This window comes from Variovorax brevis, assembly GCF_030317105.1.
GTDB classification, from domain to species: Bacteria; Pseudomonadota; Gammaproteobacteria; order Burkholderiales; family Burkholderiaceae_C; genus Variovorax; species Variovorax brevis.
Window position 1 is genome coordinate 134,178 of sequence record NZ_JASZYG010000006.1, and the last position, 25,745, is coordinate 159,922.

General features: G+C 65.3%; 24 protein-coding genes. 15 read left to right on the forward strand and 9 right to left on the reverse strand.

Annotated features, from left to right (window positions below; all coding sequences use genetic code 11):
* Positions 1 to 33: 33 nt before the first annotated feature.
* The 3 genes from QTI66_RS20195 to QTI66_RS20205 form a co-directional block, all read right to left on the reverse strand.
* Entirely contained in the window at positions 34 to 1,296 is a 1,263-nt protein-coding gene (locus tag QTI66_RS20195; protein WP_286561642.1) for a M20 aminoacylase family protein, read from the reverse strand.
* Positions 1,296 to 2,276 (reverse strand): ABC transporter permease, encoded by a 981-nt coding sequence (locus QTI66_RS20200; protein ID WP_286561643.1) that lies wholly within the window; start codon positions 2,274 to 2,276, stop codon positions 1,296 to 1,298. The genes QTI66_RS20195 and QTI66_RS20200 overlap by 1 nt, the downstream gene beginning before the upstream one ends.
* A gap of 151 nt (positions 2,277 to 2,427) precedes the next feature.
* Entirely contained in the window at positions 2,428 to 3,597 is a 1,170-nt protein-coding gene (locus tag QTI66_RS20205; protein ID WP_286561644.1) for a porin, read from the reverse strand.
* Between the two features lie 282 nt (positions 3,598 to 3,879).
* Between QTI66_RS20205 and coq7 the strand changes: the two genes are divergently transcribed.
* Complete coding sequence (coq7, locus tag QTI66_RS20210; protein WP_286561645.1) at positions 3,880 to 4,509, forward strand: 2-polyprenyl-3-methyl-6-methoxy-1,4-benzoquinone monooxygenase; 630 nt, start codon at positions 3,880 to 3,882, stop codon at positions 4,507 to 4,509.
* Positions 4,510 to 4,527: 18 nt separating this feature from the next.
* Here the strand turns inward: coq7 and QTI66_RS20215 are convergent, their stop codons facing one another.
* Positions 4,528 to 4,977, reverse strand: coding sequence for an OsmC family protein (locus QTI66_RS20215; RefSeq protein ID WP_286561646.1), 450 nt, complete (start codon positions 4,975 to 4,977; stop codon positions 4,528 to 4,530).
* Between the two features lie 246 nt (positions 4,978 to 5,223).
* On the opposite strand from QTI66_RS20215, the gene ilvA reads away from it, so the two are divergent.
* Positions 5,224 to 6,807, forward strand: coding sequence for a threonine ammonia-lyase, biosynthetic (gene ilvA, locus QTI66_RS20220; RefSeq protein WP_286561647.1), 1,584 nt, complete (start codon positions 5,224 to 5,226; stop codon positions 6,805 to 6,807).
* A gap of 68 nt (positions 6,808 to 6,875) precedes the next feature.
* Here the strand turns inward: ilvA and QTI66_RS20225 are convergent, their stop codons facing one another.
* Positions 6,876 to 7,508, reverse strand: coding sequence for a hypothetical protein (locus QTI66_RS20225; protein ID WP_286561648.1), 633 nt, complete (start codon positions 7,506 to 7,508; stop codon positions 6,876 to 6,878).
* Positions 7,509 to 7,585: 77 nt separating this feature from the next.
* Here QTI66_RS20225 and gspG point away from each other — a divergent pair, with 77 nt between their 5' ends.
* The 10 genes from gspG to QTI66_RS20275 all read left to right on the forward strand — a co-directional run bounded on the left by gspG (position 7,586) and on the right by QTI66_RS20275 (position 17,076).
* Positions 7,586 to 8,026, forward strand: a complete 441-nt coding sequence (gene gspG / locus QTI66_RS20230; RefSeq protein WP_286561649.1) for a type II secretion system major pseudopilin GspG — start codon at positions 7,586 to 7,588, stop codon at positions 8,024 to 8,026.
* The gene (locus QTI66_RS20235) at positions 8,001 to 8,537 is read left to right on the forward strand and encodes a GspH/FimT family pseudopilin (protein WP_286561650.1); all 537 of its coding nucleotides are present in this window, start codon (positions 8,001 to 8,003) and stop codon (positions 8,535 to 8,537) included. The genes gspG and QTI66_RS20235 overlap by 26 nt, the downstream gene beginning before the upstream one ends.
* Positions 8,538 to 8,548: 11 nt before the next feature.
* Complete coding sequence (gene gspI, locus QTI66_RS20240; RefSeq protein WP_286561651.1) at positions 8,549 to 8,914, forward strand: type II secretion system minor pseudopilin GspI; 366 nt, start codon at positions 8,549 to 8,551, stop codon at positions 8,912 to 8,914.
* Positions 8,915 to 8,916: 2 nt separating this feature from the next.
* A complete protein-coding gene (locus QTI66_RS20245; protein ID WP_286561652.1) occupies positions 8,917 to 9,609 on the forward strand; it encodes a prepilin-type N-terminal cleavage/methylation domain-containing protein in 693 nt (230 codons plus the stop codon).
* Positions 9,606 to 10,676 (forward strand): type II secretion system minor pseudopilin GspK, encoded by a 1,071-nt coding sequence (gene gspK / locus QTI66_RS20250; RefSeq protein ID WP_286561653.1) that lies wholly within the window; start codon positions 9,606 to 9,608, stop codon positions 10,674 to 10,676. Before QTI66_RS20245 ends, gspK begins: the two co-directional genes overlap by 4 nt.
* Before the next feature lie 135 nt (positions 10,677 to 10,811).
* A complete protein-coding gene (gspL, locus tag QTI66_RS20255) occupies positions 10,812 to 12,023 on the forward strand; it encodes a type II secretion system protein GspL (protein WP_444815024.1) in 1,212 nt (403 codons plus the stop codon).
* Positions 12,020 to 12,562, forward strand: coding sequence for a type II secretion system protein M (locus QTI66_RS20260; protein WP_286561655.1), 543 nt, complete (start codon positions 12,020 to 12,022; stop codon positions 12,560 to 12,562). Before gspL ends, QTI66_RS20260 begins: the two co-directional genes overlap by 4 nt.
* An 11-nt stretch (positions 12,563 to 12,573) precedes the next feature.
* The gene (gspN, locus tag QTI66_RS20265; protein ID WP_286561656.1) at positions 12,574 to 13,374 is read left to right on the forward strand and encodes a type II secretion system protein N; all 801 of its coding nucleotides are present in this window, start codon (positions 12,574 to 12,576) and stop codon (positions 13,372 to 13,374) included.
* 2 nt (positions 13,375 to 13,376) lie between these two features.
* A complete protein-coding gene (gene gspD, locus QTI66_RS20270) occupies positions 13,377 to 15,674 on the forward strand; it encodes a type II secretion system secretin GspD (protein WP_286561657.1) in 2,298 nt (765 codons plus the stop codon).
* 10 nt (positions 15,675 to 15,684) lie between these two features.
* Positions 15,685 to 17,076, forward strand: coding sequence for a GspE/PulE family protein (locus QTI66_RS20275; protein ID WP_286561658.1), 1,392 nt, complete (start codon positions 15,685 to 15,687; stop codon positions 17,074 to 17,076).
* A 132-nt stretch (positions 17,077 to 17,208) separates the two neighbouring features.
* On the opposite strand, the gene QTI66_RS20280 is transcribed toward QTI66_RS20275, so the two are convergent.
* Positions 17,209 to 18,111, reverse strand: a complete 903-nt coding sequence (locus QTI66_RS20280) for an SDR family oxidoreductase (RefSeq protein WP_286561659.1) — start codon at positions 18,109 to 18,111, stop codon at positions 17,209 to 17,211.
* Positions 18,112 to 18,205: 94 nt separating this feature from the next.
* Here QTI66_RS20280 and gspF point away from each other — a divergent pair, with 94 nt between their 5' ends.
* From gspF to QTI66_RS20295, 3 genes are all read left to right on the forward strand, one after another.
* Positions 18,206 to 19,438: a type II secretion system inner membrane protein GspF gene (gspF, locus tag QTI66_RS20285; RefSeq protein WP_286561660.1), complete on the forward strand. Its 1,233-nt coding sequence runs from the start codon at positions 18,206 to 18,208 to the stop codon at positions 19,436 to 19,438.
* A 4-nt stretch (positions 19,439 to 19,442) separates the two neighbouring features.
* A complete protein-coding gene (locus tag QTI66_RS20290) occupies positions 19,443 to 20,342 on the forward strand; it encodes a 5'-nucleotidase (protein WP_286561661.1) in 900 nt (299 codons plus the stop codon).
* A gap of 177 nt (positions 20,343 to 20,519) precedes the next feature.
* Positions 20,520 to 22,280, forward strand: a complete 1,761-nt coding sequence (locus tag QTI66_RS20295) for an ABC transporter ATP-binding protein/permease (RefSeq protein WP_444815025.1) — start codon at positions 20,520 to 20,522, stop codon at positions 22,278 to 22,280.
* Here the strand turns inward: QTI66_RS20295 and queC are convergent.
* Genes queC through QTI66_RS20310 form a run of 3 tightly spaced genes read right to left on the reverse strand, consistent with a single transcriptional unit; the run spans position 22,250 to position 25,704 of the window.
* Positions 22,250 to 22,960, reverse strand: coding sequence for a 7-cyano-7-deazaguanine synthase QueC (gene queC, locus QTI66_RS20300; protein WP_286561663.1), 711 nt, complete (start codon positions 22,958 to 22,960; stop codon positions 22,250 to 22,252). The genes QTI66_RS20295 and queC overlap by 31 nt on opposite strands.
* Before the next feature lie 9 nt (positions 22,961 to 22,969).
* A complete protein-coding gene (locus tag QTI66_RS20305; protein ID WP_286561664.1) occupies positions 22,970 to 23,440 on the reverse strand; it encodes a cyanophycin metabolism-associated DUF1854 family protein in 471 nt (156 codons plus the stop codon).
* Complete coding sequence (locus QTI66_RS20310; protein ID WP_286561665.1) at positions 23,437 to 25,704, reverse strand: cyanophycin metabolism-associated ABC transporter; 2,268 nt, start codon at positions 25,702 to 25,704, stop codon at positions 23,437 to 23,439. Before QTI66_RS20310 ends, QTI66_RS20305 begins: the two co-directional genes overlap by 4 nt.
* Positions 25,705 to 25,745 lie beyond the last annotated feature (41 nt).

Here is a 25,745-nt window from a genome sequence, read left to right on the forward strand (position 1 = left end):
TGAAAACACGAAAGGCTCAAGTCCCTCGCGCGATCATGCGGGCATTCCTGATGCGTGCGCGTCGGCGTTTTCCTGTGCCTGTGCAGGTGTGCCCAATGGCATGCCCTGCTCGATCAGGCTGGCGTGGATGGCTGCCCCCAAAGGCAGGATCTCATCGTTGAAGTCGTATTTGCTGTTGTGCAGGAAAGCGCCGCCCTTCGCACCCTGGCCGATGCGCAGATACGCGCCCGGTTTCTTCTGCAGCATGAACGAGAAGTCTTCCGCACCCATGCTCGGGTCCATGTTGCGATCGACGTTGCGCCCGCCGACGAGGGCCTCCGCGACGTCGCCGGCGAACATGGCCTCGGTGGCCGTGTTGATGGTGGCGGGATAGATGCGCTCGAACTTCACGGTTGCTGTGGCGCCAAAGCCCGAAGCCACGGCCGTGCACAACTCGTGCAGGCGCCTTTCGATCTCGGCCTGCAGGTTCACGTTGAAGGTGCGCACCGTGCCTACGAGCGTCGCCTTGCCGGGCACCACGCTCATGGCGCCAAGGTCGCCGGCCTGCACGGCGCAAACGCTGATCACCGCCGCATCGATCGGCCGCACATTGCGCGAGACGATGGTCTGGATCGCCGTGATGATGTGCGCCGACACGACCACGGGATCGACGGTGAGATACGCATGCGCGCCATGTCCGCCCTTGCCCACGACCTCGATCGTGACGCGATCGGCCGCCGCCATCATCGGACCCGAATTGATGCCGACGGTGCCCGCGGGCATGGCCGGCCAGTTGTGCATGGCGTAGATCGACTGCACCGGAAAGCGGTCGAACAGTCCGTCTTCGATCATGACGCGGGCGCCGGCAAAGCCCTCTTCGCCGGGCTGGAAGACCAGCACCGCCGTTCCGTCGAACTGCCGCGTTTCGGCGAGATAGCGCGCCGCGCCCACGAGCATGGCGGTGTGGCCGTCGTGACCGCAGCCGTGCATCAGGCCGCCCTTGCCCGAGCACCAGGCGAAGTCGTTGTCCTCGTGCATTGGCAAGGCGTCCATGTCGGCGCGAAGGCCGATCATCCGGCCGCTGGCGGTCGAACGGCCGCGAATCACGGCAACCACGCCGGTCTTGCCGATGCCGGTATGGATCTCATCGACGCCACAGGCCTTGAGCGACTCCTGCACGCGGGCCGACGTGTAGACCTCCTCGAAGCCCAGTTCCGGATGCGCATGCAGGTCGCGCCTGAAGGCCGTCATCTCCGGATAGAAACGCGCAATGTGGGCAAAGGCCCGACCCGAAACCTGCAAGCGTGGCAATGACATCAATGACCTCCCCGCGCCGAGATGCGCAGCCGCGGATCAACGGCGAAATAAAGCAGATCGACGATCAGATTGATCGTCACGAAAATGAGCGCGATGAGGCACAGGTAGGCCGCCATCACCGGGATGTCCGCGTAGTTCACCGCCTGGATGAAGAGCAGGCCCATGCCGGGCCACTGGAACACCGTCTCGGTGATGATGGCAAAGGCAATCAGCGAGCCCAGTTGCAGACCGGTGATGGTGATGACCGGCACCATCGTGTTGCGCAGTGCGTGGCCGAAGTGAATGGCGCGATCCGACAGGCCCCGTGCGCGCGCAAACTTGATGTAGTCAGTGCGCAGCACCTCCAGCATTTCGGAGCGCACCAGCCGCATGATGAGCGTCAGTTGGAACACCGCCAGCGTGATGGCCGGCAGCACCATGTGGCTCCATCCATCGCGCGTGAGCAGCCCCGATTGCCATCGGCCGACGTTGACCACTTCGCCGCGCCCGAAACTGGGCAGCCAGCCAAGCCACACCGAGAAGATGAGGATCATCAGGATGCCGATCAGGAAGGTCGGCAGGGAGACGCCCAGCAGCGAGAGCGCCATGAGGGTCTGGCTGAAGAAGGAGCCGCGACGCAGGGCCGCATACACGCCCATCGGAACGCCCACCGCGAGTGCGAGGACGGCTGCGACGATCGACAACTCCAGCGTCGCCGGCAGCCTTTCGACCATGAGGCGAGACACCTTTACGCCTTGGCGCAGGCTGAGGCCGAACTCCCCTTGCGCCGCCTGCACAAGGAAGTGCCAGAACTGCACATAGAAGGGGCGATCGAAGCCCAGATCGGCCCGCAGCTGTGCGATCTGCTCGGGCTTGGCGTCCTGCCCCAAAAGGAACACCACGGGATCGCCAACGTACTGGAAGAGCAGAAACGCAATGAACGCGACGACCACCATCACGATGACGGCTTGGACCAGGCGACGCAGAACAAATGCGAACATCGCTTCAAATTGTGTCTATTGATGCTAACAGAGCAAGGCTTGTGCCGCGGCCCTTTGACACCTCACGCGTGCATGGAAATGAAAAAAGCCACCCGACTTTCGTCGAGTGGCTTTTGATCATTCGATCTGAACTGGCTAGGCCAGCATCAGATTAGAACGAGTGACGGATACCGAAGTCGTAGCCCCACGACTTTTCGACCGGCAGGCCCAAGGCCGTGTTGGTGGCGATCGCTGGGCTGCCACCGATCGTCAACGTAGCGCCGTTCTTGTTCTTCAGGTAAGCAGCGGTAGCGTACAGAGCCGTGCGCTTCGACAGGTTGTGGACATAGCCCAGTGCGAACTTGTCCGAAGCCGGATCATCAACCACAGCCGAATTGGTGTCGATGTCGGTGTGCGAATACGCCACGCGGATCAAACCAGGGCCGACCGGGAAGGTCGCGCCGATCAGGTAACCACGGTAGGTCTGATCAAGAGCCAGCAACGGCAGATTCGACTTCGCGTCGACTTGAGAATACTCACCCATCAGCTTCATGAAGCCGAAGTCCCACGATGCACCCAGGTTGCCAGTGTTGACCTCTGCCGAACCGCCACCCTGGAAGTTCGAAGCGACCGTGTTCTCGCCGTAGGCAACAGCAACGTCCAGAGGACCGTTGGCGTAGCCGAAGCGGCCACCAGCGTAGCGACCACCGAGGAACACGCCAGTCGGGGTGGCGGAGGCCGGATCGAATTCGGTGCGCTCAGCAAGCCCAAACATCACTTGACCATAGAAGCCACCCAGGTTGGACGGCAGGAAGTAGCCAATGGTGTTGTTTGCGCGAACGTAGTTGGGAGCGTTGCTTGAGCCGCCGGCGGCAACAGCACCCACCGCGCTGGAGATAGCGTTCGTGCCCACGCCGTTCGTGCCGAACGGATCGAAAATCGTGTCGTTCCAGAAGGTCGGCACATAGTCGCGGCCAAGGCGGACTTCACCGAAACCACCCGACAAGCTCACCGTCGAACGACGATTGAACAGCTGACCCGTGATGGGGTTCGTCGCACCCGGATTCGCACCAGCGCCGCCAACGTCATTGGCCAAACCGGCTTCGAGCCAGAAGCTGGCAGCCAAGCCACCACCGAGGTCTTCCGTGCCACGGAAGCCAAGGCGGCTCGAGTTGTAGCCCGAGTTCGACAGAGCCGTCTGGTTGGCCTTCACGCCGTTGTAGCTTTCGTTCGAGTAGTAGCTGACTGCCGCGTCAACAATACCGAACAGCGTGACCGACGACTGAGCCGAAGCAGCACCGGCAACAGCCAGGGCAGCCAGAGCAACTAGAGATTTTTTCATTGCAAGTTTCTCCAAGGTTAAACATAGGGCTCCGGTGCAGAGGGCTCACTGTGACTGGCACTTTTGTGCTCCCACCGGACCCCGGGCCAACCTCCTTTTGGGAAGTTGATGCTATTGCACCAGAGCAGGTGGCTCAGGGCAAAGCAATTCAGCTGAAATATCTATGGGTTGCGGCGTTTCGTTGCAGTGGTGCAACAAAGGGCAGTTATCGACAGATCATTCACGATGTGGAATGCCTCTCGTCTCGAAAATCGCAGCCACGGAATGGGTTCAAATCGCATCATGAACCGCCCGATCGACACCCTTCTCACCCTCGCTGATGAGGCCCTGCGAACTGTTTTTGTGCGGCCTTCAGCCTCTCGCCCGATACCAAGGCCGGAAGCGCGCGATGAACCGCTCAGCGAAGCGCAGCGTCGCGAGGCTGGGGCCCTCATGCGGGTGAATCATGTCGGGGAGGTGTGTGCCCAAGCCCTCTACACGGCACAGGCGGCGGTTACGCGTGACCCGGCGCTTCGAAAACACTTCCTGGAGGCGTCCCGCGAGGAAACGGATCACCTCGCCTGGACGCGCAGTCGGCTCGACGAGCTGGGTGCACACCCCTCGCTACTCAATCCGCTTTGGTACGCGGGAGCATTCGGCGTTGGACTTGTCGCCGGACGGCTCGGCGACAAATTGAGCCTTGGATTCGTCGCTGAAACCGAGCGCCAAGTCGAAGCGCACCTGGATGGGCACCTGGACCGACTGCCGCGTGAAGACCAATCATCCCGCGCCATCGTCCACCAGATGAAACTGGATGAGGCCCGTCACGCCGCCCAAGCATGGAGCGCAGGCGCGGCCGAGTTGCCGGGCGTGGCCAAATCGCTGATGCGCGTTGCCTCCCGAGTGATGACGACGGTCGCGCACCGCATCTAGCCTGGGAAGCACTCGGATTCAGGACTCAATGAGTTCGTAGCTCGTCGTAATTTCAGCGGTTTTACCGAGCATGATCGTTGCCGAGCAATAGGTTTCGTGGCTAAGGGCAATTGCCCGCTCCACTGCAGTGGGGGGGATGCCCTTGCCGGCAACGACGAAATGCATGTGGATCTTTGTGAAGACTTTCGGGTCTTTTTCGGCGCGTTCGCTGGTGAGTTTGACGCTGCAACGCTCGACCTGATGACGGCCCCGCTTGAGGATCAAGACCACGTCGTACGCCGTACAGCCCCCTGCGCCGGCCAGCACGGTTTCCATTGGGCGTGGCGCCAGGTTGCGCCCCCCGTTCTCAGGCTTGACCGTGTCCGGCGCGCCGTCCATGGCCAGGACATGTCCCGTTCCGGTTTCGGCGATGAAGCCCATGGACGATTGGGCTCCGGACGCGCCCGTCCAGCTGACTGTGCATTCCATATTGCGATTTCGTGAGTAACGACGTGGGAAGAGTCGTCGATTTGTTGGCAAAAAAGCACGTGTAACTTGTTGCAATGCAGCAAGCACTGGGTATACTTTATTTCATCGCACAGCCAGTCGCTGTGCCCCAGTTGTCTCCTCCACCCTCCCAATTGGTGGATTTAGCCCCCGAACCGCAAGGTCCGGGGGCTTTTTTCTTGGCGCGCCCGCGTCTATCCCGATGCCTCTTAATATCGCTGGCTCACCATGAAAACTCCTCCCACGAAGAACGCGCCGCAGCCGGTCGATGCCGCGGCACTCACGCCCGCCGACTACCTCAAGAAAATCCTCACGGCCCGCGTCTACGACGTGGCTGTCGAATCACCGCTTGAACCGGCCCGTGCATTAAGTGCGCGCTTGGGAAACACGGTGCTGCTCAAGCGCGAAGATCAACAGCCGGTGTTCAGTTTCAAGTTGCGCGGAGCCTTCAACAAGATGGCGCAACTTTCGGCCGAGCAACTTGCGAATGGCGTGATCTGCGCATCGGCTGGCAACCATGCGCAAGGCGTTGCCTTGGGTGCTCACAAACTTGGCGCGCGTGCGGTCATCGTGATGCCCGTGACGACGCCGCAACTCAAGATTGACGCTGTGCGGGCGCTGGGTGGCGAGGTCCACTTGCATGGCGACAGTTACTCCGATGCATACGTCCATGCGCTCGAGCAACAGAAGCTGCACAACCTCACTTTCGTGCACCCATTCGATGACCCGGATGTGATCGCCGGACAGGGCACGATCGCGATGGAAATCCTGCGGCAACACCAAGGCAAGCTCGACGCCGTGTTCGTCGCCATTGGTGGCGGTGGATTGATCTCCGGCGTCGCCAACTACATCAAGGCAGTGCGTCCAGAGATACGCGTTGTCGGCGTTCAGATGAACGATTCCGACGCAATGATCAGATCGGTCGCAGCAAAAGAAAGAATTTCCCTGGCCGACGTCGGCTTGTTTTCCGACGGTACGGCGGTCAAGCTGGTTGGCGAAGAGACCTTTCGAATCGCGAGCAATCTCGTCGACGAGTACCTCACGGTCGACACCGACGCCGTGTGTGCCGCGATCAAGGACGTGTTCATCGACACGCGCAGCATCGTCGAGCCTGCGGGCGCTCTCGCCGTCGCGGCGATCAAGCAATACGTCGAAGCGCGCGGCACGCGTGGCGAGACCTATGCGGCGATCCTTTGCGGCGCCAACATGAACTTCGACCGGCTCCGCTTCGTGGCCGAACGCGCCGAAGTGGGCGAGGAACGCGAGGCGCTGTTTGCCGTGACGATTCCCGAAGAGCGCGGCAGCTTCAGGCGCTTTTGCGAACTGATCGGCGAGTTGCCCGGCGCCTCACGCAACGTGACCGAGTTCAACTACCGCATCAGCGACGCGTCGCAAGCCCATGTGTTCGTCGGCCTGACCACCACCACGCGCGGCGAGTCGAGGACCATTGCCGACACCTTCACGGCACACGGATTCGGCGCACTGGATCTCACGCACGACGATCTTGCCAAGGAACATTTGCGCCACATGGTCGGCGGGCGAACCGGCCTGGCACACGAAGAACGCCTGCTGCGCTTCGTGTTTCCGGAGCGGCCGGGCGCGCTGCTCAAGTTCCTGAGCCTCTTGCGGCCGAACTGGAACATCAGCCTCTTCCACTACCGCAATCAGGGCGCGGACTACGGCCGCATCCTCGTCGGCCTGCAGGTGCCGCCGGCCGATCACGATGCGTTCACGAGCTTCCTCGAAGCATTGGGCTATCCGTTCGTCGAGGAAACGGACAACCCGGCTTATCGCCTCTTCCTCCAAGCGTGAAGCCCTGCGGGCGCGAAGACCTGCGGGCGTGAAGGCCTGCGGGCGTGAAGGCCTGTGAGCCTTGAGGGTCAGCCCCCGTCCGCAGGCAACGTGGGCGTCGCAGGCACCACAGGCGCGATGGCCGGTCCGACGCCGGGCCCCATGTTCGGCACGACCGATGGCACCGTGCCCGGCGCCATTCCGGGCGCCATGACCGGCGCGAAGTTGGGCACCCTGGGCGGTGACGCAGCCAAAGAGGCCGACGAAACACCCGTCGCCGCAGCGGGCTTGGGCAGCTGAAGCGTCAGCGACGTGGGCGCACCCACGCGCGTGCCGAGCGCAGCTGCACGCTTGTTCACCGATTGCAGCACATAGCCATCGCCTATCACCTGGCCGACACGGAAGGGCCGCGGCGGCTTGCCGTCGACCGCGATCAATGCCGCGCCACGCTGGTCGCCATCGGACACCACGCCCAGCAGGACGAAGCGACTGCCCGCTTCAGGCGCAAGCGCAGTCGGGCCGCGCGTCACCGCACCAAGGCCCTTGGCCACGTCGGCTGAATCCACCGCCACCGGCCCATTCGCCACTGCAGGCGGCGCCGCTGAATCGGGCGGTGCGCCGAGCTTCAGCCCCCAATAGGCGACGCTGGCCGCGGCAAGGGCCCAGACAAACGCCGTCGCAACGGGCGCTGGCCAACGGGCGGGAACATAAGATGCCGACATGGGGCCGGATTATCATTCAGCGCGCCCGGCGCTTCATGCGTCGCCATCACCTTTTGTTGCCTCCCTACCCGCCACCCATGACTTCAGCTACACGCCCACAGCGCCGCACCTTGCAACGCGGCTTCACGCTCATCGAGTTGATGGTGGTGCTGGTGATCATCGGCGTCCTTGCGGCATTGATCGTGCCCAACGTGATCGGGCGGGCTGACGACGCGCGCGTCACCGCCGCCAAGACCGACGTCAACAACCTGATGCAGGCCTTGAAGCTCTATCGCCTGGACAACCAGCGCTACCCGACTTCGGAACAAGGCCTGCAAGCCCTCCTGGCGCGACCCACCACCGGCCCCGCGGCGCCCAACTGGAAGCCCTACGTCGAAAAGCTCCCCAACGACCCTTGGGGCCGCCCCTATCAATACCTGAATCCGGGCATCAAGGGCGAGATCGATGTGTTCTCGTTCGGTGCCGACGGCCAACCCGGCGGCGAAGGCAACAATGCCGACATCGGCAGCTGGCAATAACCATCACCAGCGCTGCGCCCAAGCCCGCGCGAGCGTCTGGCGCGCGCCGCAAGACCCAGCCGGCCCCGGTCGGAAGACGCGCGGTTTCACACTCATCGAACTGCTGGTCGTGATCGCGATCATCGCGCTGGCCATGTCCGGCGTGGGGCTGGCGTTGCGTGACAGCGGTCAGGCCACCATCGACCGCGAGGCCGAGCGCTTGGCCGCCCTGTTCGAGTCCGCCCGCGCCCAGTCGCGCGCCAGTGGCATGCCGGTTCGCTGGCATGTGACGGAGGACGGCTTCACTTTCGAGGGCGTCGACCCGGGCGCGTTGCCAAGCCAATGGCTCGCCAGCGGAATGAGCGCGCAGGCCGCCATGGCCAACGGCCGGCGCGTGCCGGCCATTCAGCTCGGGCCCGAGCCCATCATTGCCGCGCAGCAGGTCGTGCTCACGTCGGACGGACCGCCTGCGCGCACCCTCGTGATCGCCACGGATGGCCTGCGGCCCTTCGCCGTGACGAACCCACCTTGAACCCAAGGCCCATGAACCGCGGCAGGCAATTTGGCTTCACGCTGATCGAGGTGCTCGTGGCGCTTGGCATCGTCGCGATCGCCCTTGCGGCGGCATCGCAAGCCACCTCGGCGCTGGTGCGCAATGCGCAACGCGAATCCGACATGCTGTTGGCCCAACTGTGCGCGGAAAACGAGCTCACCAAGGCGCGGCTGGCGGTGCAGATGCCCGCCATCGGCGAGGCCGGCATGGTGTGCTCGCAAGTCAACACCGACTTCAACCTGACGGTGTCGACCACGCCCACGCTGAATCCGAATTTCCGCCGCGTCGACGTGCAGGTGCGCGACATGGCAGATGCGCCGATCCTGCGCCTGTCGACCGTCGTGGGGCGCTATTGAACATGACGCGCCATCGCCGCAGCCGCACCCGCCTTCGCGGCTTCACGCTCATCGAGCTGCTGGTCGCCATCGCCGTGATGGCGCTGCTGGCGATCATGAGCTGGCGCGGACTTGATGGCATGGCACGGACGCAGTCCCAGTTGAAGGGGCGCGCCGACGCCGTGCTGACGCTGCAAGCCACGCTGTCGCAATGGGGCGCCGACCTCGACGCGGCCGTGCCCTTGGCTTCAACGCTGCCGATCGACTGGGACGGCAGGGCCTTGCGCATCACCCGCCGCGGCAGCGACGGCCCGGCGGCAACCGTCTTCGTCGTCGCATGGACCTTGCGCACGGACGACACTGGCACGCGCTGGCACCGCTGGCAATCGGCTCCGGTGACGACGCGGGGCGATTGGCGGCTCGCATGGAACCAGGCCGCGGCGTGGGCGAACAACAGCGCCGAAAACGCGCAAGGAACCGACGTCGCGCTCATGCCGGTACAGGAGTGGCAGATCCAGTATTTCCGCAATGGGCAATGGGGGCCGGCGCAGAGCAGCGACGCCACGTCGGGCACGGCGTCTGCTCCAGCATCGACCACGACAAACGCCCTGCCCGACGGCATTCGACTGTTGCTCGTGCTCCCACCGGGCCCCGCGCTCAGCGGCACGCTGACGCGCGACTGGGTCCGCCCCACCCTTGCGACTGCAAAATCATGAGGACGTCGCCACCCAAATTGCGCGAGCGCGGCGCGGCGCTGCTGACGGCCATGCTCACCGTCACCCTCGTGGCGACCTTTGCCGCCGCAGCAATGTGGCAGCAGTGGCGCGCCGTCGAGGTCGAGGCGGCCGAGCGCTCGCGCGTGCAATCGGCATGGGTGCTGGTTGGCGCGTCGGACTGGGCGCGCCTGATCCTGCGCGAAGACGGCCGCGCGGGTGGCGCGGATCATCTTCAGGAGCCATGGGCCATTCCGCTGGAAGAAGCGCGCCTTTCCACCTTTCTGGCGGCCGACAAGAACATCGCGAGCGACGCGCTCGAAGGGCTTCCTGACGCCTTCATGTCGGGGCGCATCATCGATGGGCAGTCCAAGCTGAACGTCACCAACCTGGTGGTCGGCGGAAAACCGGTGCCCACGGCTGTCGCTTCATTTACGAAACTGTTCGAGTTGATCGGCGTGCCGACGCAGGAAGTCGCGGTGCTGGTCGCGAATCTGCAGCGTGCGACTGCCGGCCTTGCCCCTTCGAACCCAACTGGCGCCACCAATCCGGCAGCAGGTGCAGCAGTTTCCGGCACCACTCCATCGACCGGCACGCAGACCACTTCCAGCATGTCGGACAGCGATTCCGCCGGTGCGCCGCTGATGCCCCAGCAACTCGAGCAACTCACGTGGCTGGGCCTCTCCGCATCGACCGTCGCGGCCATCACGCCCTATGTGACGGTCCTGCCCGTAAGCACACCGCTCAACATCAACACGGCCACCGCCGAGGCCTTGTCGGCCAGCCTGCCTTCTCTGGACCTCGCGAGCGCGAAGCGATTGGTCGCGCAGCGCACCAACCGTTTCTTTTCGAGCCTGGCAGACGCCCAGAAGCTGATGCCCGAAAGCAGCGCGCAGTTCGCTGAAGGACAGCAAAGTGTGAGCACAAGCTATTTCGAATTGCACGCACGGCTGCGCCTGGACAAGATCTGGGTGGAGGAACACTCGCTGCTCCGGCGTGACGGCATGCAGGTTTCCGTCGTGTGGCGCAACCGTGGCGCCGGCGCCACGTTTACGCAGGCCAAACCCTGAAACTATAGGGAACGGTTCACATTTGTTGAATATATAGGGGCTGCAACGCGCACCCTGCTTGTCGACCACGCTATCAATTCTGTAGCGACGTGAATGGTCGGAACCTACAATAGCCACCCCTTCGCCTGCCAAAAAATGCCCTTGATGCTCGTTTGCCCCCCGCTGTCGCCGGCCTCCTCCGGCGCGGAATACGGCTGGGTGCGCGCCACGGATGACGGCCATGGCGTGGCGGCCCACGGCAGTGCGCCGCTGGCGCTGCTGCCCGCGGCCAGCGAGGTCGTAATGCTCCTGCCGGCCGCCGCGCTGTCATGGCACAGCGTCACGCTGCCGCAGGGCACGCTGGGCAATGCCGTGCGTGTACGTTCCGTGCTCGACGGCCTGCTCGAAGACCGTTTGCTCGACGAGCCGGAAAGCCTTCACTTCGCGCTCGAACCCGGCGCCAAGGTCAACGAGCCCATCTGGGTGTCGGTGTCCAGCCGCATTGCGCTGCGCGCTGCCGTGCAGGCGCTGGAAGGGTCGGGGCGTCGCGTGGTGCGCATCGTTCCGGAATTCGCGCCGCAGCCCGACGGTGCGCCGGCCCAAGTTTTTGCCACCGGCGATGCGGAAAACGCGCAACTCACGGTATGCGATGCCAATGGCGTACTGAGCTTGCCGCTGGGTGCCGCCAGCCTGGCGGTGGCCGTCAACGCCCCGATCGACACCGTCATTGCCAGCGCCGAGCCCGCGGTCGCGCAGCAGGCGGAAGCGCTGTTGGGCATGCGCCTGCCCATCGTCCAGACGGCAGAGCGGTGGCTGCAGGCCACACGTGGCCCTTGGGACCTGGCGCAGTTCGACTTGGCCAGCAGCAACCGCGTGCGTGCCGGCAAGAAGTTCGCCTCCCTCCTCCAGACGCTGCGTCACGCGCCGCAATGGCGCGCCGCCCGATGGGGCGCGGTGGTGCTGGTGCTGGCGCAACTCATCGGCCTCAACGCGTGGGCCTGGAAAGAGCGAAGCGCACTCGAGTCCAAGCGCAGCACGGTGAACAGCATCCTGACCCAGACCTTTCCCTCGGTGAAGCTGGTGGTGGATGCGCCGGTGCAAATGGCGCGCGAAGTCGCGATGCTGCAGCAGGCCACCGGCGGCGTGGCGTCGCTCGACCTCGAACCCATGCTCGGGGCCTTGGGTCCCCACCTGCCGCCGGGCCGCGTGCCGACAGCCATCGACTACAGCGGCGGCCAGTTGCGCCTTCGCGGGCTTGGCTTGTCGCCTGAACAAATCACCGAACTGGCCACCAAGCTGGCACCGCGCGGCTACCAGGCCCGCGGCGAAGGCGACATCCTGCTGGTGCAATCGGAGGCCGCACGATGAATACCGCGCAACTGCGCACGTACTGGACGGAGCTTGCCCCGCGCGAGCGCCGCATGGTGAGCATTGCCGTGACGGTGATCGTCGTGGCCTTGCTGTGGTGGGTGGCGCTGGCGCCGGCGATTCGCACCCTGTCAGCCGCCCCCGCCGAGCACGCCCGGCTCGACACCCAGCTTCAGCAAATGCGCACGCTGCAGGCGCAGGCCAAGGACTTGCAGGCGCAACCGCGGGCCAACCGGGCCGATGCGGTTCGCGCGCTGGAAACAGCGGTGAGCGCTGGCCTCGGCCCCACGGCGCAAGTCCAGAATTCAGGCGGTGGCGAAGCCGTCAGCGTCAGCGTGCGTGGCGCGTCAGCGGAAGCACTGGCCCAGTGGCTGGCCCAGGCGCGCGGCAACGCGCGTGCGGTGCCGCGCGAAATCCACCTCACCCGCTCGAAAGAAGCGCCAGCTGCCACAGCCAAAGACGCAGCTGCGGATGACAGTTCCTCCTCCAAAGTTCGCTGGGACGGCACGCTCTCCATGAGCCTGCCGGCGGCGCGCTGAACAACGCAAAGATGGCATCGCGCGCTCCACGCTCCTCCGGCACAGCCAGCCACGGCTGGCGCTGGGCTGTCGTAGGCGCCATCGTCGGCGCGCTCGCCACGCTGACGCTCTTCGCACCCGCGCGCTGGCTGGCGGATGTGCTGCGCGAACAAACCCAAGGGCATCTCGTGCTCGTCAATCCGCGCGGCACGGTGTGGAACGGTGTTGCCGGCGTGGTGTTTTCCAGCGGTGTGGGCGGCAATGAATCGATTTCGCTGCCCGGCCTGCTCACATGGAAGCTGCGCCCCGCATGGAACGGCATGTCGGCTGCGCTCGACCTGCCCTGTTGTGCAACGCAGCCCCTGGGCTTCGTGGCGCAGCCCCAAGCCAGCGGCTTGCGACTGGCCTGGCGCGATGGCCAGTCGCGCTGGCCGGCGGCCATGCTGACGGGTTTCGGCGCGCCTTTCAACACCCTCAAGCCCGAGGGCGTGCTCGACCTGTCGACGCGGGCCTTCACGATGCAGGTCAAGGCGGACCAGCTCGCACTGGACGGGCGCGCCACGCTGGACGCCACCGACATTTCCTCCAGCCTTTCAACGCTCAGGCCGATGGGAAGCTATCGCCTCATCCTCGAAGGCGGACCCGCGCCAAGCCTGATCCTGGCCACGCGCGAAGGCAGCCTGCAATTGAGCGGCAGCGGGCAATGGAATGGCAGGGCATTGCGTTTCAGCGGCGAAGCCAGCGCCGCACCGGGCCGCGAAGCGGCGCTTTCGAATCTCTTGAACATCATCGGGCGGCGCGACGGCGCACGCTCGCTCATCACACTGGGTTGAACATGAAGCCTCTGTCACACGGCGTTCGCATCGGCGTTCTCGCACTCGCGGCGCAACTGCTGATCGCCACCTGCCTGCCATCGGCCATTGCGCAGGAACCCGCTGCGGCGCCCCAGCGCGGCGAGCCGATCACGCTGAACTTCAGCAACGCCGAGATCGAATCCGTGGCGCGCACCATGGCGGTGGTCACCGGGCGCGACGTGGTCGTCGATCCGCGCGTCAAGGGCACCATCAACCTGGTCACCGACCGCGCCGTGGCGCCGGCGGTTGCCTTCAACCAGTTCGCCGCCGCGCTGCGCCTGCAGGGCTTTGCCATCGTCGAAGCAGACGGCCTCTACAAGATCGTGCCCGAAGCCGACGCCAAGCTGCAGACCAGCACCGTCACCACATCGACGGGCGCCACGAACCGCGTGGCGGGCAACCAGATCGTCACGCAGGTCTTCAAGCTCAACTACGAATCGGCCAACAACCTGCTGCCGGTACTGCGTCCGCTGATTGCGCCCAACAACACCATCAACGTGAACCCGGGCAACAACTCGCTCGTGATCACCGACTACGCGGAAAACATGCGGCGGCTGGCGCGCATCGTGGCGGCACTGGACGTGCCCAATGCGTCCGACGTGGAAGTGATCCAGTTGCGCAATTCCATTGCCACCGACCTCGTGCCGCTGATCACGCGCCTGATCGAAGGCGGCAGCACGGCGGCACCCGGCGCCCCGGCGCCCGGTCAGGCCGATGCGTCGTTCCGCACCACGCTGCTGGCCGAGCCGCGCAGCAACACGATCATCCTGCGCGCGGCCAACCCGGCACGCGCGCAACTCGTGCGCACGCTGATCGACAAGCTCGACCGTGCACCGCTGGAAACGCCCAACGGCGCGGCGGGCAACATCTACGTCGTGTACCTCAAGAACGCGGACGCGGTGCGCCTGGCCACCACGCTGCGCGCTGCGATGGCCAGCGGCGGCACGGCCGGTGCAGCGGGCGGAGCCGGCGCGACGGCGCCAGGCCAGGCCCAGCAACAACAGAACCAGCAACTGGGCAACCTGCAAGGCAGTGGCGGAACCACGCCCGGCAACACGCCCCTGAACAACGCCAACCAGCCCTCGACCGGCGGGCAGGTGCAGGCCGACCCTTCGACCAACTCGCTGATCATCACGGCGTCCGAGCCGCAATACCGGCAACTGCGCGCCGTCATCGACAAGCTCGACGGACGGCGCGCACAGGTGATGGTCGAGTGCCTGATCGTCGAGGTGAATGCCGACAAGGCGGCCCAGTTCGGCATCCAGTGGCAGGGCTTGCTCGGGGGCAGGTCCAACCAGCTCATTGGCAGCAACTCCAGCGTGACGGGCGCCAATATCCTTGGCGTCACCCTGGGCGCCAATGGCACTCCCGTCGGGCTCGCCCCCGGTTTGAACATCGGCATCACCGCCACGCTCAACGGCCAAACCATCCTTGGCTTCCTGGCCAACTTCCTCCAGAGCAACGACGAAGGAAACGTCCTCTCGACGCCCAACCTGCTGACGCTGGACAACGAAGAGGCCAAGATCGTGATCGGCCAGAACGTGCCCTTTGTGACCGGCCAGTACACCAACACCGGCAGCTCCACAAACACGGTCAACCCGTTCCAGACGATCGAGCGCAAGGACGTGGGCCTGACCCTGCGGGTGCGCCCCACTATCAACGAAGACAACACCGTGAAGATGCAGATCTTCCAGGAGGTCTCGACGATCCAGGCCAACACCACGAACAACATCAACGGCCCGACCACCAACAAGCGCTCGATCGAATCGAACGTGCTGGTCGACGACGGCAACATCATCGTGCTGGGCGGCCTGCTGCAGGACGAATACGGCAACCAGACCGACAAGGTTCCGCTGGCCGGCGACATCCCGGTGGTGGGCGCCCTGTTCCGCAACGAATCGCGCACGCGCAAGAAGACCAACCTGATGGTGTTCCTGCGGCCGGTGGTCGTTCGCGACACCGCCGTCGGCGACACGCTGACCTACGACCGGTACGACACGATCCGCTCGTTGCAGCAGAAGACGCAGCCCGACCAGAACATCTTCCTGCGCGGGGTCAGCGAGTCGGCCGTCTTGCCGCCGATGGTGGGGGCCCCTCCAGCCGCGCTCAAGCCAACGACCCCGGGCACAGGCAGCAGCGACCGCCGCATCGAGGGCACCCGCCTGGTCCCGCCGCCAGAACCGCTGTCGACCGGCGATGTCACGCCGCTGCGCCCCAGCCCGCTCAAGGGCGCGCTGCCGCCCACCGCAGACCCGTCTTCGCGACGCGAACTGCCCTAAAGTATTGGCGATGCGCTATCCCCTGCCCTACGCCTTTGCACGCGGCCAGCAACTGTTGCTCGAACAGTCGGACGACGGCACCTGCACGCTGTGGATGCCGCAGTCGCCGGCCAAGAGCGCGCTCAGCGAGGTCGCGCGCAAGTACAAGGTCACGGCCTTCGAACCCCTGCCGCCCGCGGCCCTGGCACAACGCATCAGCGCCGCTTATGCGCAAGGCGAATCGAACGCGGCCGCCGTGGTCAGCGAGGTGCAGAGCGACGCCGACCTCTCGCGCATGATGCAGGAGTTGCCGGCCGTCGAAGACTTGCTGGAAAGCGCGGGCGACGCGCCCATCATCCGCATGCTGAACGCGCTGCTCACGCAGGCGGCGCGCGACGGCGCGAGCGACATCCACATCGAGCCGTATGAACGCACGTCGTCCGTGCGCTTCCGCATCGACGGCACATTGCGCGAAGTGGTGCAACCCAATCGTGCGCTGCACGCGGCGCTCATCTCGCGCCTGAAGATCATGGCCGACCTCGACATCGCCGAAAAGCGGCTGCCGCAAGACGGCCGCATTTCGCTGCGCATCGGCACCCGCGCGGTGGACGTGCGCGTGTCGACGCTGCCCAGTGCACACGGCGAGCGCGCGGTCCTGCGCCTTCTGGACAAGAACGAAAGCCGGCTCACGCTCGAGGCCGTTGGCATGCAGGGCGACACGCTGTCGCGTTTCGAAAGCCTGATCGGCCAGCCGCACGGCATCATCCTGGTGACGGGGCCCACCGGCTCGGGCAAGACGACCACGCTCTATGCCGCGCTGAGCCGCCTGGACGCCACGCGCAGCAACATCATGACGGTCGAAGACCCGATCGAATACGAGCTGTCGGGCGTCGGCCAGACGCAGGTCAACGCCAAGATCGACCTGACCTTTGCCAAGGCCCTGCGCGCGATCCTGCGGCAAGACCCGGACGTGATCATGATCGGCGAAATCCGCGACTTCGAAACCGCGCAGATCGCCATCCAGGCCTCGCTCACCGGCCACCTGGTGCTGGCGACGCTGCACACCAACGATTCGGTGAGTGCCGTGACGCGCTTGACCGACATGGGCGTGGAGCCTTTCCTGCTGAGTTCGTCCTTGCTGGGCGTGCTGGCGCAGCGCTTGGTGCGCAAGGTGTGCACGGTGTGCCAGGGTGCGGGTTGCGACACCTGCGGCCTGACGGGCTACCAAGGGCGCACCGGCATCTTCGAACTGCTGGTGGCGGACGACCAGGTGCAGTCGCTCATCCACAGCCGTGCGCCGGAGAGCCAGCTCTTTGTCGCGGCCGAGCGTGGGGGGCTGCGATCCATGCGGGAAGACGGCGAGCGGTTGGTGCAGGCCGGCGTCACATCGCGCGCCGAATTGCTCCGCGTCACGCGCGACTGAAACCTGTCTTCACTCCTTCCCCCTCCGGGGGAAGGTTGGGATGGGGGCATGGGCGGTGGATGCGCTGTCGCAGCGCAAAGGCCCGGTGCCCCCACCCCAGCCCTCCCCCGAAGGGGAGGGAGAAAAACCCAGTCAGCGCTGCGCCTTGTCCTTCGCGTTCTGCGCCTCGATGCGTTCACGCGCCGCCTGCCAGTCGGCGTCGTTCCACTCACGCAGCGCATAGAAGTTGCCACCCGTGGCCGCGGCCTGGCCGCCGTCCATCATGATGCTCTGGCCGGTCAGCCAGTCGCATTGACCCGGCGACATGAGGAAGGTCGCAAGGTTCTGCAGTTCGCTCATCTCGCCGGTTCGCGCCATCGGGTTGCTCTCACGCGTGCGCTGCCCCGGCTCTTCACCCGGATTGAGCCGCTTGCTCATGCCTTCAGTCGGAATCTCGCCCGGCCCGACGGCGTTGAGCCGGATGCCATAGCGCGCCCACTCGAGGGCCAGCGACTTGGTCATCACCTCGATGCCGGCCTTGCTCATGGCCGAGGGCACGACATAGGGCCCGCCGTTGTCCACCCACGTCACGATGATGCTCATGACGCTGCGGAAGGGCGATCCGGCCTTCCACTTGCCGGCACGCGCCTCCTCGATCCAGCGCTTGCCCACGGCTTGCGTCACGTAGAACGTACCGTGGAAGACGATGTTGGCAATCGCGTCGAATGCGCGCGGCGACAGGCTTTCCGTCGGCGCGACGAAATTGCCGGCTGCGTTGTTGACCAAGCCCGTCAGGCCACCCGATTCCCACAGGCTCGTCACCATCTCGTCCACGCTCTGCGCGTTGCGGATGTCGACGCCGAAGGTGTCGATGCGACGCTCTGGAAACTGGCTGCGCCACTGCGCCGCGGTCTCTTCGCATACCGACACACGCCGGCCGCAGATGGCGACGTCAGCGCCCAGCCCAAGAAAGCGCTCGGCCATCGAACGGCCCAGGCCGGTGCCGCCGCCCGTCACCAGGAAGCGCTGGCCGGCCAGAAGTTTGTCCTGAAACATCTGCTGTCTCCTCTAAAGTAATGGAAACCCGCCCGACGGCGAAGCTTGCGGACCGTCGACAATGCGGCAGACAGCCATTCTGGCGCCAGATTCCATGCCCGCCTATTCCTTTGAAGCCATCGATCAACAAGGCCAGCCACGCAAGGGCGTGCTCGAGGCCGACACCGCACGCGCAGCGCGTGGGCTGCTGCGCGCGCAGGCGCTGATTCCGCTCTCGGTCGAATCGGTCGGCAGCGAGCGCGACACGGGCGTCAAGCCCGGCGGATGGCAACGCCACTTTGGTGGCGGCCGGGTCTTCAACGCCACGGGCCTTGCCGTCTGGACGCGCCAGCTCGCCGGGCTGGTTTCCTCGGGCTTGCCGCTGGAGCGGGCCCTCACCGCCCTCACGGACGAAGCGGAAACGGAGAACCAGCGAAACCTGGTGGCATCGCTGCGCGCCGAAGTCAACGCGGGCTCGCCGTTTGCACGCGCCATGTCGGCGTTCCCGCGGGAGTTCTCGCCCATCTACACGGCGGTGATCGGCGCGGGCGAGCAAAGCGGCAACCTCGGCCTCGTGCTGGAGCGCCTGGCGGACGACCTCGAACAGCGCCAAGCCTTGCAGCAGAAGCTGGTGGGCGCAGCGCTGTACCCGGCCATCGTCACGCTGGTGGCCATTGCCATCGTCGTGTTCCTGGTGACCTATGTGGTGCCGCAGGTCGCGAACGTGTTCGCCGGAACGAAGCGGGCCCTGCCCTTTCTCACGGTGGCGATGCTGGGGCTGAGCAGCATGGTGCGCAACTACGGCTTCCTGATTTTGGGGGTGCTCATCGTCTTCGCAATTGCGGCGCGCGTGGCGCTGGCGCGGCCCGCCTTTCGCGAGAAGTTCGACGCCGTGTGGCTGACGCTGCCACTCATTGGCAAGCTCGCGCGTGGCTACAACGCGGCACGCTTTGCCAGCACGCTCGCCATGCTGGCCACGGCGGGGGTGCCGATCCTGCGGGCGCTGCAGGCGGCGTCGGAAACGCTGGGCAATCGCGCCATGCGGGCCGACGCGCTCGACGCTCTTGTGCTCGTGCGCGAAGGAGCGCCGCTGGCCTCTGCGCTGGCGCAGAAGAAGCGCTTTCCCGGCCTGGTGTCGATGTTCGCGCGCTTGGGCGAGCAGACCGGCCAGTTGCCGCTGATGCTGCAGCGTGCCGCCAATCAGTTGGGCGCCGAAGTGCAGCGCCGCGCGATGCACCTGGCCACGATCCTCGAGCCATTGCTCATCGTCGCGATGGGCGCGGTGGTGATGATGATCGTGCTGGCGGTGCTGCTGCCCATCATCCAGCTCAACCAGTTCGTCAAGTAACACCATGCCCGTCACCCTGGACGACAAGCTCGTGGTCGCGATTTCCTCGCGGGCGCTGTTCAATCTGGAAGAAGAGAACAAGCTGTTCGAGACCGGCGACAACGAGGGCTACATGAAGCTGCAGCTCGAGCGGCTCGACACACCGGCCGCACCGGGCATTGCCTATTCGCTCATCCGCAAGCTGCTGCGCTTCAACGACGACGGCGTTCAGCGGGTGGAGGTCGTCATTCTTTCGCGCAACGATCCGGTGTCGGGCATGCGCATCTTCAAGTCCAGCGAGGCGGCGGCCATCAAGCTGCAGCGCGGCGTCTTCACGCAGGGCCGGCCGCCTTTCGGCTATCTGCGGCCGTTGCGGGCGCACCTGTTCCTGTCAGCCAATGCGCAGGATGTGACCGAAGCATTGCGGGCCGGCTTTCCAGCGGCACGCGTGCTGGTCGAATCGGTGCACGCCAGCGACGCCTACCCCAACGAAGTGCGCATCGCTTTCGACGGCGACGCGGTGCTGTTCAGCGACGAAGCCGAGCGCGTGTTCCAGTCGCAAGGCCTGGACGCCTTTCAACTGCACGAGTCCAGCAAGGCCGCGCTGCCCTTGCCGGAAGGACCCTTCAAGCCGCTGCTCACCGCCTTGCAACGGTTGCAACAGGCGGGCAATGCCGACATGCGCATCCGAACGGCCCTCGTCACGGCCCGCAGCGCGCCGGCCCATGAACGCGCCATCCGCACGCTGATGAACTGGAACATCAAGGTCGATGAGGCCATGTTCCTGGGCGGCCTGCCCAAGGGCGAGTTCCTGCGCGAGTTCGAGCCCGACTTCTTCTTTGACGACCAGACAGGCCACGTCGACGCCGCGGCGCGGCACGTTCCCTCGGGCCACGTGTCCAGCGGCATCAGCAACCCTTCCTGAGCGCCTTCGCGGCTTTGCCAGCAGCCGGGCAAGTCCTGGAGTTGCGTCGCGCGCCGCAATTTCTTCAGCGCCATTTAAGCGCCACGTCAGCCGCGCCGATACGATCGGCGCACAGCGCCCGGCGCGCGCCAACCCACGCTCACACCCATGAATGCTGTCTACACACGATCCAGGAGCATGCTCGCGACGCTGCGCCGCGTCGGTGCCCTCTCGGCCCCCTACTTTCGATCCGAGGAGAAGTGGAAGGCCCGAGGCCTGCTCCTCGCCGTTGTCGCGCTCAACCTTGGAACGGTGTATGTCACCGTGCTGCTCAACGACTGGAGCCGCGTCTTCTACGACGCCTTGCAGAACAAGGACCAGCCCGTGTTCTGGACGCAACTGTTGCGCTTCACGTACATCGCGATGGCCGGCATCGGCGTGGCGATCTTCAAGTTCTACCTGACGCAACTGTTGCAAGTGCGCTGGCGCGCCTGGATGACGCGCAGCTACATGAGCCGCTGGCTGGAAAACCGCACCTTCTACCGGATCGAGCTCGCGCGCTACACGCAGCGTCCGCAGGAAGGCGGCACCTCGCAGGGTGCCAATCCGGACAACCCGGACCAGCGCATCCAGGAAGACATGCAACTGTTCACCGACTACACGGTGACGCTGTCGATGGGCATCCTGAATTCGGTCGTGACGCTGGTCACCTTCATCGGCATCCTGTGGGGCCTGTCGGGCGCCTTTGCGTTCAACATCAGCGGACACGAGTTCAGCATCCCCGGCCTCATGGTGTGGGCGGCTGTGGTCTATTGCACCGTCGGCACCGTCATCACGCACTACATCGGACGGCCGCTGATCGGGCTGAACTTCCAGCAGCAACGCTTCGAGGCCGACTTTCGCCATCACCTGGTGCGGGTGCGCGAATACAGCGAGGCCATTGCGCTGGACAAGGGCGAAGCCGTTGAACACAAGCAGCTCGACACGCGCTTTTCCAGCGTGCTGCGCAACTACCTGGCCCTCATCAAGCAGCAGAAGAACCTGGTGGCCTTTACTGCTTCGTTCGGGCAACTGGCGGTGGTGTTTCCCTTCTTCCTGGCCGCGCCGCGCTTTTTCAGCGGCGCCATCCAGTTCGGCGAGGTGATGCAGGTCGCCCGCGCCTTCAACACGGTGCAGGACGCGCTCTCCTGGTTTGTCGACAACTACGACCGGGTGGCAGTGTGGCGTGCCACCGCCGACCGCCTGACGAGTTTTGACGACGTGATGCGCGCGCATGCGCAGCCGGAGACCGGCCTGGTCAGGGACGAAGCAAGCGCACTGGAAACCACCGGCCTGAACGTGGAGCTGCCCGATGGCACGTCCCTGCTCGCCAACGCCGCATTGCGCGTGAACCCCGGCGACACCGTCTTGCTGCAAGGACCTTCGGGCAGCGGCAAGTCGACGCTGTTCCGCGCCTTCGCCGGCATCTGGCCCTTTGCGCGCGGCAAGGTGGCGATGCCCGACAGCGCCATGTTCATCCCGCAACGCCCCTACGTGCCGGACGGCAGTTTGCGCGATGCGCTCGCCTATCCGGAGCCCGCGACCGACTACAGCGACGATCAACTTCGCCAGGCCTTGACCGATGCCCTCTTGCCCGACCTGACAGGCCGGCTGGACGACAGCGATGCGTGGAGCCAGAAGCTGTCGGGCGGCGAACAGCAGCGCCTGGCCATCGCGCGGGTGCTGCTCAAGAAACCCGCGTGGCTTTTCGCGGATGAGGCCACGAGTGCGCTCGATGCTGAAGCAGAGCGCACGCTTTACCAGCGGCTGGCGGCACAAGTCCAGGCCGCCGGAGGCGCGATGGTGTCGATTGCGCATCGCGCCGCGGTGGGCGAGCACCACGGCAAGCGCTGGATGCTGGTGCCCGAGCCCGCCGGCTCGGCCTCGCGCTACCGCGTGGCGGCGTCCGAGGCGGCGTAGCGTTCCCAGCCGCGCGCCCGGAGCGCGCAGGCCGGGCAGGTGCCGCAGCCATAGCCCCATGCGTGCAGTTGGCTCCGGTCGCCTTCGTAGCAGGTGTGGGTTTCTTCGACGATGAGTCGCAGCAAGGCCTCGCCGCCCAGCCGCTGTGCCATGGCCCAGGTGTCGGCCTTGTCGATCCACATGAGCGGCGTCTCGATGACCAGGCGCCGGTCCATTCCGAGGGACAGCGCCAGTTGCATCGCCTTCATGGTGTCGTCGCGGCAATCCGGGTAGCCGGAAAAGTCCGTCTCGCACACGCCCGTGACGATGACGTCGAGCCCGCGCCGGTAGGCCAGCGCGCCGGCCAGCGTGAGGAACAGCAGGTTGCGGCCGGGCACGAAAGTGTTGGGCAAGCCGTTGGCCTGCATCGCGAAGGCGATGTCCTGCGTCAGCGACGACTCGCTGACCTGGGCCAGCACGTCGAGCTTGAGCAGATGGTCTTCACCCAGCCGCGCCGCCCACTGCGGGAAGGCTTCTCGAAGTTTTTTCAGCACCACCAGCCGCACATCGAGTTCGATGCTGTGGCGCTGGCCATAGTCGAAGCCGATGGTTTCGACGCGCTCGTACTTTGACAGCGCTTTGGCCAGGCAGGTGGTCGAATCCTGCCCGCCGGAAAAAAGCACGAGGGCGCTGTTGTGCATGGCGTGGGCTCAGAGGAAGCGTTCGAGCAGCTTGCGCGAAGGCCGGTCCAGCTCCGCGGGCTTCGGAACGCGAAACAGCACGCCCGCCGCGCTGGCGATGAGCAGCGATCCATCTTCCAGCCGACGGATGTCTTCCTCGGCCTTGAGCACGAAGCTCGTGTCGCCGCGGTCGGTGCTGACGGTCCAGGTGCTCGGCACGCCGAAGGACGACACCTTGTGCAGCTGGAGCAACGTGGGCGCGAAGTCGCGCGTGGCAAGGAATTCGTCCAGCATGCTGCGCGCATCGGGTGCCAGCCCGTCGAGCCGGTCGATCCACAGGAGCTCCTTGCCATCGGCGCCGACCAGCGAGATGCCGTCGTCAGGGGCCGTGAGCGGAAACGCGCGCACCGGCACCACCGGATGACGTTCACCCGTCTCGCCGACCATCGCCAGGCGGCCCAGGGCGTCGCGTTCAAGTTGCAGGGTCGTGTGCGCCATCATGCGTCTCCGGCCGGGTGGGCGGCATGCGTGGGCGCGGGCACCGAGGGTTGCACCTCGCCGTCGTCATCGACCTGCCGGGCCTGCGCCTGGTACAGCCGCCAGTACGCGCCTTCGCGTTCCATGAGTTCGTCGTGCGGGCCGACTTCGACGACCTGGCCGCGGTCCATGACCACGAGCCGGTCGGCCTTGCGCAGCGTCGAGAGCCGGTGGGCGATGGCAATGGTGGTGCGGCCTTGCACCAGGTTGTCCAGCGCCTTCTGTATTTCCTTTTCGGTTTCGGTGTCCACCGCCGAGGTCGCTTCGTCGAGGATGAGAATGCGCGGGTCGATCAGCAGCGCCCGCGCAATGCTGATGCGCTGGCGCTCGCCGCCCGACAGGCCCTGTCCGCGTTCACCCACCAGCGAGTCGTAGCCGTGCGGCAAGCGAAGGATGAAGTCGTGTGCATGGGCCGCACGCGCGGCAGCCACCACTTCCTCGCGCGTGGCATCGGGCTTTCCGTAGGCGATGTTCTGCGCGATCGTTCCGAAGAAGAGGAAAGGCTCCTGCAGCACCAGCCCCACGTGGCGCCGGTAGTCCGCAACGGCGAAGCGGCGGATGTCGGTGCCGTCGACCTTGATGGCGCCATCCGTCACGTCATAGAAGCGGCAGATCAGGTTGACCAGCGTGCTCTTGCCCGATCCGCTGTGGCCAACCAGGCCGATCATTTCGCCGGGCTCGATGACCAGGTCGAGGTCGCGAATGACCGCGCGGCTGCCGTAGCGGAAGCCGAGATCCTTCATCTCGATGCGGCCCTGCACCGAATCGAGCTTCACCGGATTGGCCGGCTCCGGCACGTTGCTCACGTGGTCCAGGATGTCGAAGATGCGCTTGGCACCGGCGGCCGCCTTCTGCGTAACCGAGACGATGCGGCTCATGGAATCGAGCCGCGTGTAGAAGCGCCCGATGTACGCAATGAAGGCCGTGAGCACGCCCACCGTGATGCGGCCACGCGCTACCTGCCAGATGCCGAAGCCCCACACGACCAGCAGGCCGATTTCCGTCAAGAGCGAGACGCTGGGCGTGAACAGCGACCAGGTCTTGTTGAGCCGGTCGTTGACCTTGAGGTTGTACGCATTGGCCGTGCGGAAGCGGTCGGCCTCGCGCTTTTCCTGCGCAAAGGCCTTGACCACGCGGATGCCGGGAATGGTGTCGGCCAGCACGTTGGTGACCTCGCTCCACACGCGGTCGATCTTCTCGAAGCCGGTGCGCAGGCGGTCGCGCACCACATGGATCATCCAGGCGATGAAGGGCAACGGCACCAGCGTGACGATGGCCAGAAGCGGGTTGATGGAGACCAGGATGACGGCCGTCATCACGATCATCAGCACGTCGGTCGCGAAGTCGAGCGCGTGCAAGGACAGGAACACGTTGATGCGATCGGTCTCCGAGCCGATCCGCGCCATCAGGTCGCCAGTGCGCTTGCCGCCGAAGTAATCCAATGGCAACGTCAGCAAGTGTTCGTAAGTGCTGGTACGCAGGTCGGCGCCGATGCGTTCGGACACCAGCGCCAGCAAGTAGGTGCGCGCCCAGCCCAGGGCCCAGCCGGCCAGCGCGGAAAGCAGCAACGCGCCGAGGAACAGGACAACCTTCTGCACGGCGATCTGCTGCCCGTTCTGGAACGGGATGAGGATGTCGTCCATCAGCGGAATCGTCAGGTACGGCGGCACCAGCGTGGCCGCCGTCGAGGCGAGCGTGAGGATGAAGCCGATGATGAGCTGCTTGCGATAGGGCCGCGCAAAGCGGCCGAGCCGCAACAACACCCAGGTGCTTGGCGGCGTCTGGAGCTCGGTTTCGATCGCTTCGTCGCCTGCCGGCAAGGCTTCGACATCCGTCAAGGCTGTCGCCTCCGCGACAGGCGTGGCGCGCTGACCGAAGAGCTTGAGCAAGCGCAGCGCCGCCGCCTGGCCTGAAAGCGTGTAACGCCAACGTTCCAGAAGCGAGCGACCATCGGTCAGGTCGAGCGTGCCAACACCCGCGTGATCGCTTACATGCAGTTCCAATCCCGGCGTGCCGAGCGGCCAGGCCTGCCATTGTCCTGATGAAGATCCGGAAAGGATGCGTTGATCCGTCAGCGCGACCAGCCCCGCCCCGAAGCAAAGTTTTACATCAAGGTCAACCATGAGCACTGCGAGAACGTTTTCCCCCGCAATGAGCTGGTTTTTCAGCGCTTCCGAAGCGGTTCCTGCTTCGCCCTCCGGGGCGCCGGTTGAATCGTGATGGTGCATGTTTTTATAGATTGCGGGCCGCAAACCGAGACGTGTCGCCA

What these genes read in the sequence shown, in the direction of transcription:
- QTI66_RS20195 (WP_286561642.1), bottom strand. Translation starts at nt 1,296, where the DNA reads ATGTCATTGCCACGCTTGCAGGTTTCGGGTCGGGCCTTTGCCCACATT.
- QTI66_RS20200 (WP_286561643.1), bottom strand. Translation starts at nt 2,276, where the DNA reads ATGTTCGCATTTGTTCTGCGTCGCCTGGTCCAAGCCGTCATCGTGATG.
- QTI66_RS20205 (WP_286561644.1), bottom strand. Translation starts at nt 3,597, where the DNA reads ATGAAAAAATCTCTAGTTGCTCTGGCTGCCCTGGCTGTTGCCGGTGCT.
- coq7 (WP_286561645.1), top strand. Translation starts at nt 3,880, where the DNA reads ATGAACCGCCCGATCGACACCCTTCTCACCCTCGCTGATGAGGCCCTG.
- QTI66_RS20215 (WP_286561646.1), bottom strand. Translation starts at nt 4,977, where the DNA reads ATGGAATGCACAGTCAGCTGGACGGGCGCGTCCGGAGCCCAATCGTCC.
- ilvA (WP_286561647.1), top strand. Translation starts at nt 5,224, where the DNA reads ATGAAAACTCCTCCCACGAAGAACGCGCCGCAGCCGGTCGATGCCGCG.
- QTI66_RS20225 (WP_286561648.1), bottom strand. Translation starts at nt 7,508, where the DNA reads ATGTCGGCATCTTATGTTCCCGCCCGTTGGCCAGCGCCCGTTGCGACG.
- gspG (WP_286561649.1), top strand. Translation starts at nt 7,586, where the DNA reads ATGACTTCAGCTACACGCCCACAGCGCCGCACCTTGCAACGCGGCTTC.
- QTI66_RS20235 (WP_286561650.1), top strand. Translation starts at nt 8,001, where the DNA reads ATGCCGACATCGGCAGCTGGCAATAACCATCACCAGCGCTGCGCCCAA.
- gspI (WP_286561651.1), top strand. Translation starts at nt 8,549, where the DNA reads ATGAACCGCGGCAGGCAATTTGGCTTCACGCTGATCGAGGTGCTCGTG.
- QTI66_RS20245 (WP_286561652.1), top strand. Translation starts at nt 8,917, where the DNA reads ATGACGCGCCATCGCCGCAGCCGCACCCGCCTTCGCGGCTTCACGCTC.
- gspK (WP_286561653.1), top strand. Translation starts at nt 9,606, where the DNA reads ATGAGGACGTCGCCACCCAAATTGCGCGAGCGCGGCGCGGCGCTGCTG.
- gspL (WP_444815024.1), top strand. Translation starts at nt 10,812, where the DNA reads ATGCCCTTGATGCTCGTTTGCCCCCCGCTGTCGCCGGCCTCCTCCGGC.
- QTI66_RS20260 (WP_286561655.1), top strand. Translation starts at nt 12,020, where the DNA reads ATGAATACCGCGCAACTGCGCACGTACTGGACGGAGCTTGCCCCGCGC.
- gspN (WP_286561656.1), top strand. Translation starts at nt 12,574, where the DNA reads ATGGCATCGCGCGCTCCACGCTCCTCCGGCACAGCCAGCCACGGCTGG.
- gspD (WP_286561657.1), top strand. Translation starts at nt 13,377, where the DNA reads ATGAAGCCTCTGTCACACGGCGTTCGCATCGGCGTTCTCGCACTCGCG.
- QTI66_RS20275 (WP_286561658.1), top strand. Translation starts at nt 15,685, where the DNA reads ATGCGCTATCCCCTGCCCTACGCCTTTGCACGCGGCCAGCAACTGTTG.
- QTI66_RS20280 (WP_286561659.1), bottom strand. Translation starts at nt 18,111, where the DNA reads ATGTTTCAGGACAAACTTCTGGCCGGCCAGCGCTTCCTGGTGACGGGC.
- gspF (WP_286561660.1), top strand. Translation starts at nt 18,206, where the DNA reads ATGCCCGCCTATTCCTTTGAAGCCATCGATCAACAAGGCCAGCCACGC.
- QTI66_RS20290 (WP_286561661.1), top strand. Translation starts at nt 19,443, where the DNA reads ATGCCCGTCACCCTGGACGACAAGCTCGTGGTCGCGATTTCCTCGCGG.
- QTI66_RS20295 (WP_444815025.1), top strand. Translation starts at nt 20,520, where the DNA reads ATGCTCGCGACGCTGCGCCGCGTCGGTGCCCTCTCGGCCCCCTACTTT.
- queC (WP_286561663.1), bottom strand. Translation starts at nt 22,960, where the DNA reads ATGCACAACAGCGCCCTCGTGCTTTTTTCCGGCGGGCAGGATTCGACC.
- QTI66_RS20305 (WP_286561664.1), bottom strand. Translation starts at nt 23,440, where the DNA reads ATGATGGCGCACACGACCCTGCAACTTGAACGCGACGCCCTGGGCCGC.
- QTI66_RS20310 (WP_286561665.1), bottom strand. Translation starts at nt 25,704, where the DNA reads ATGCACCATCACGATTCAACCGGCGCCCCGGAGGGCGAAGCAGGAACC.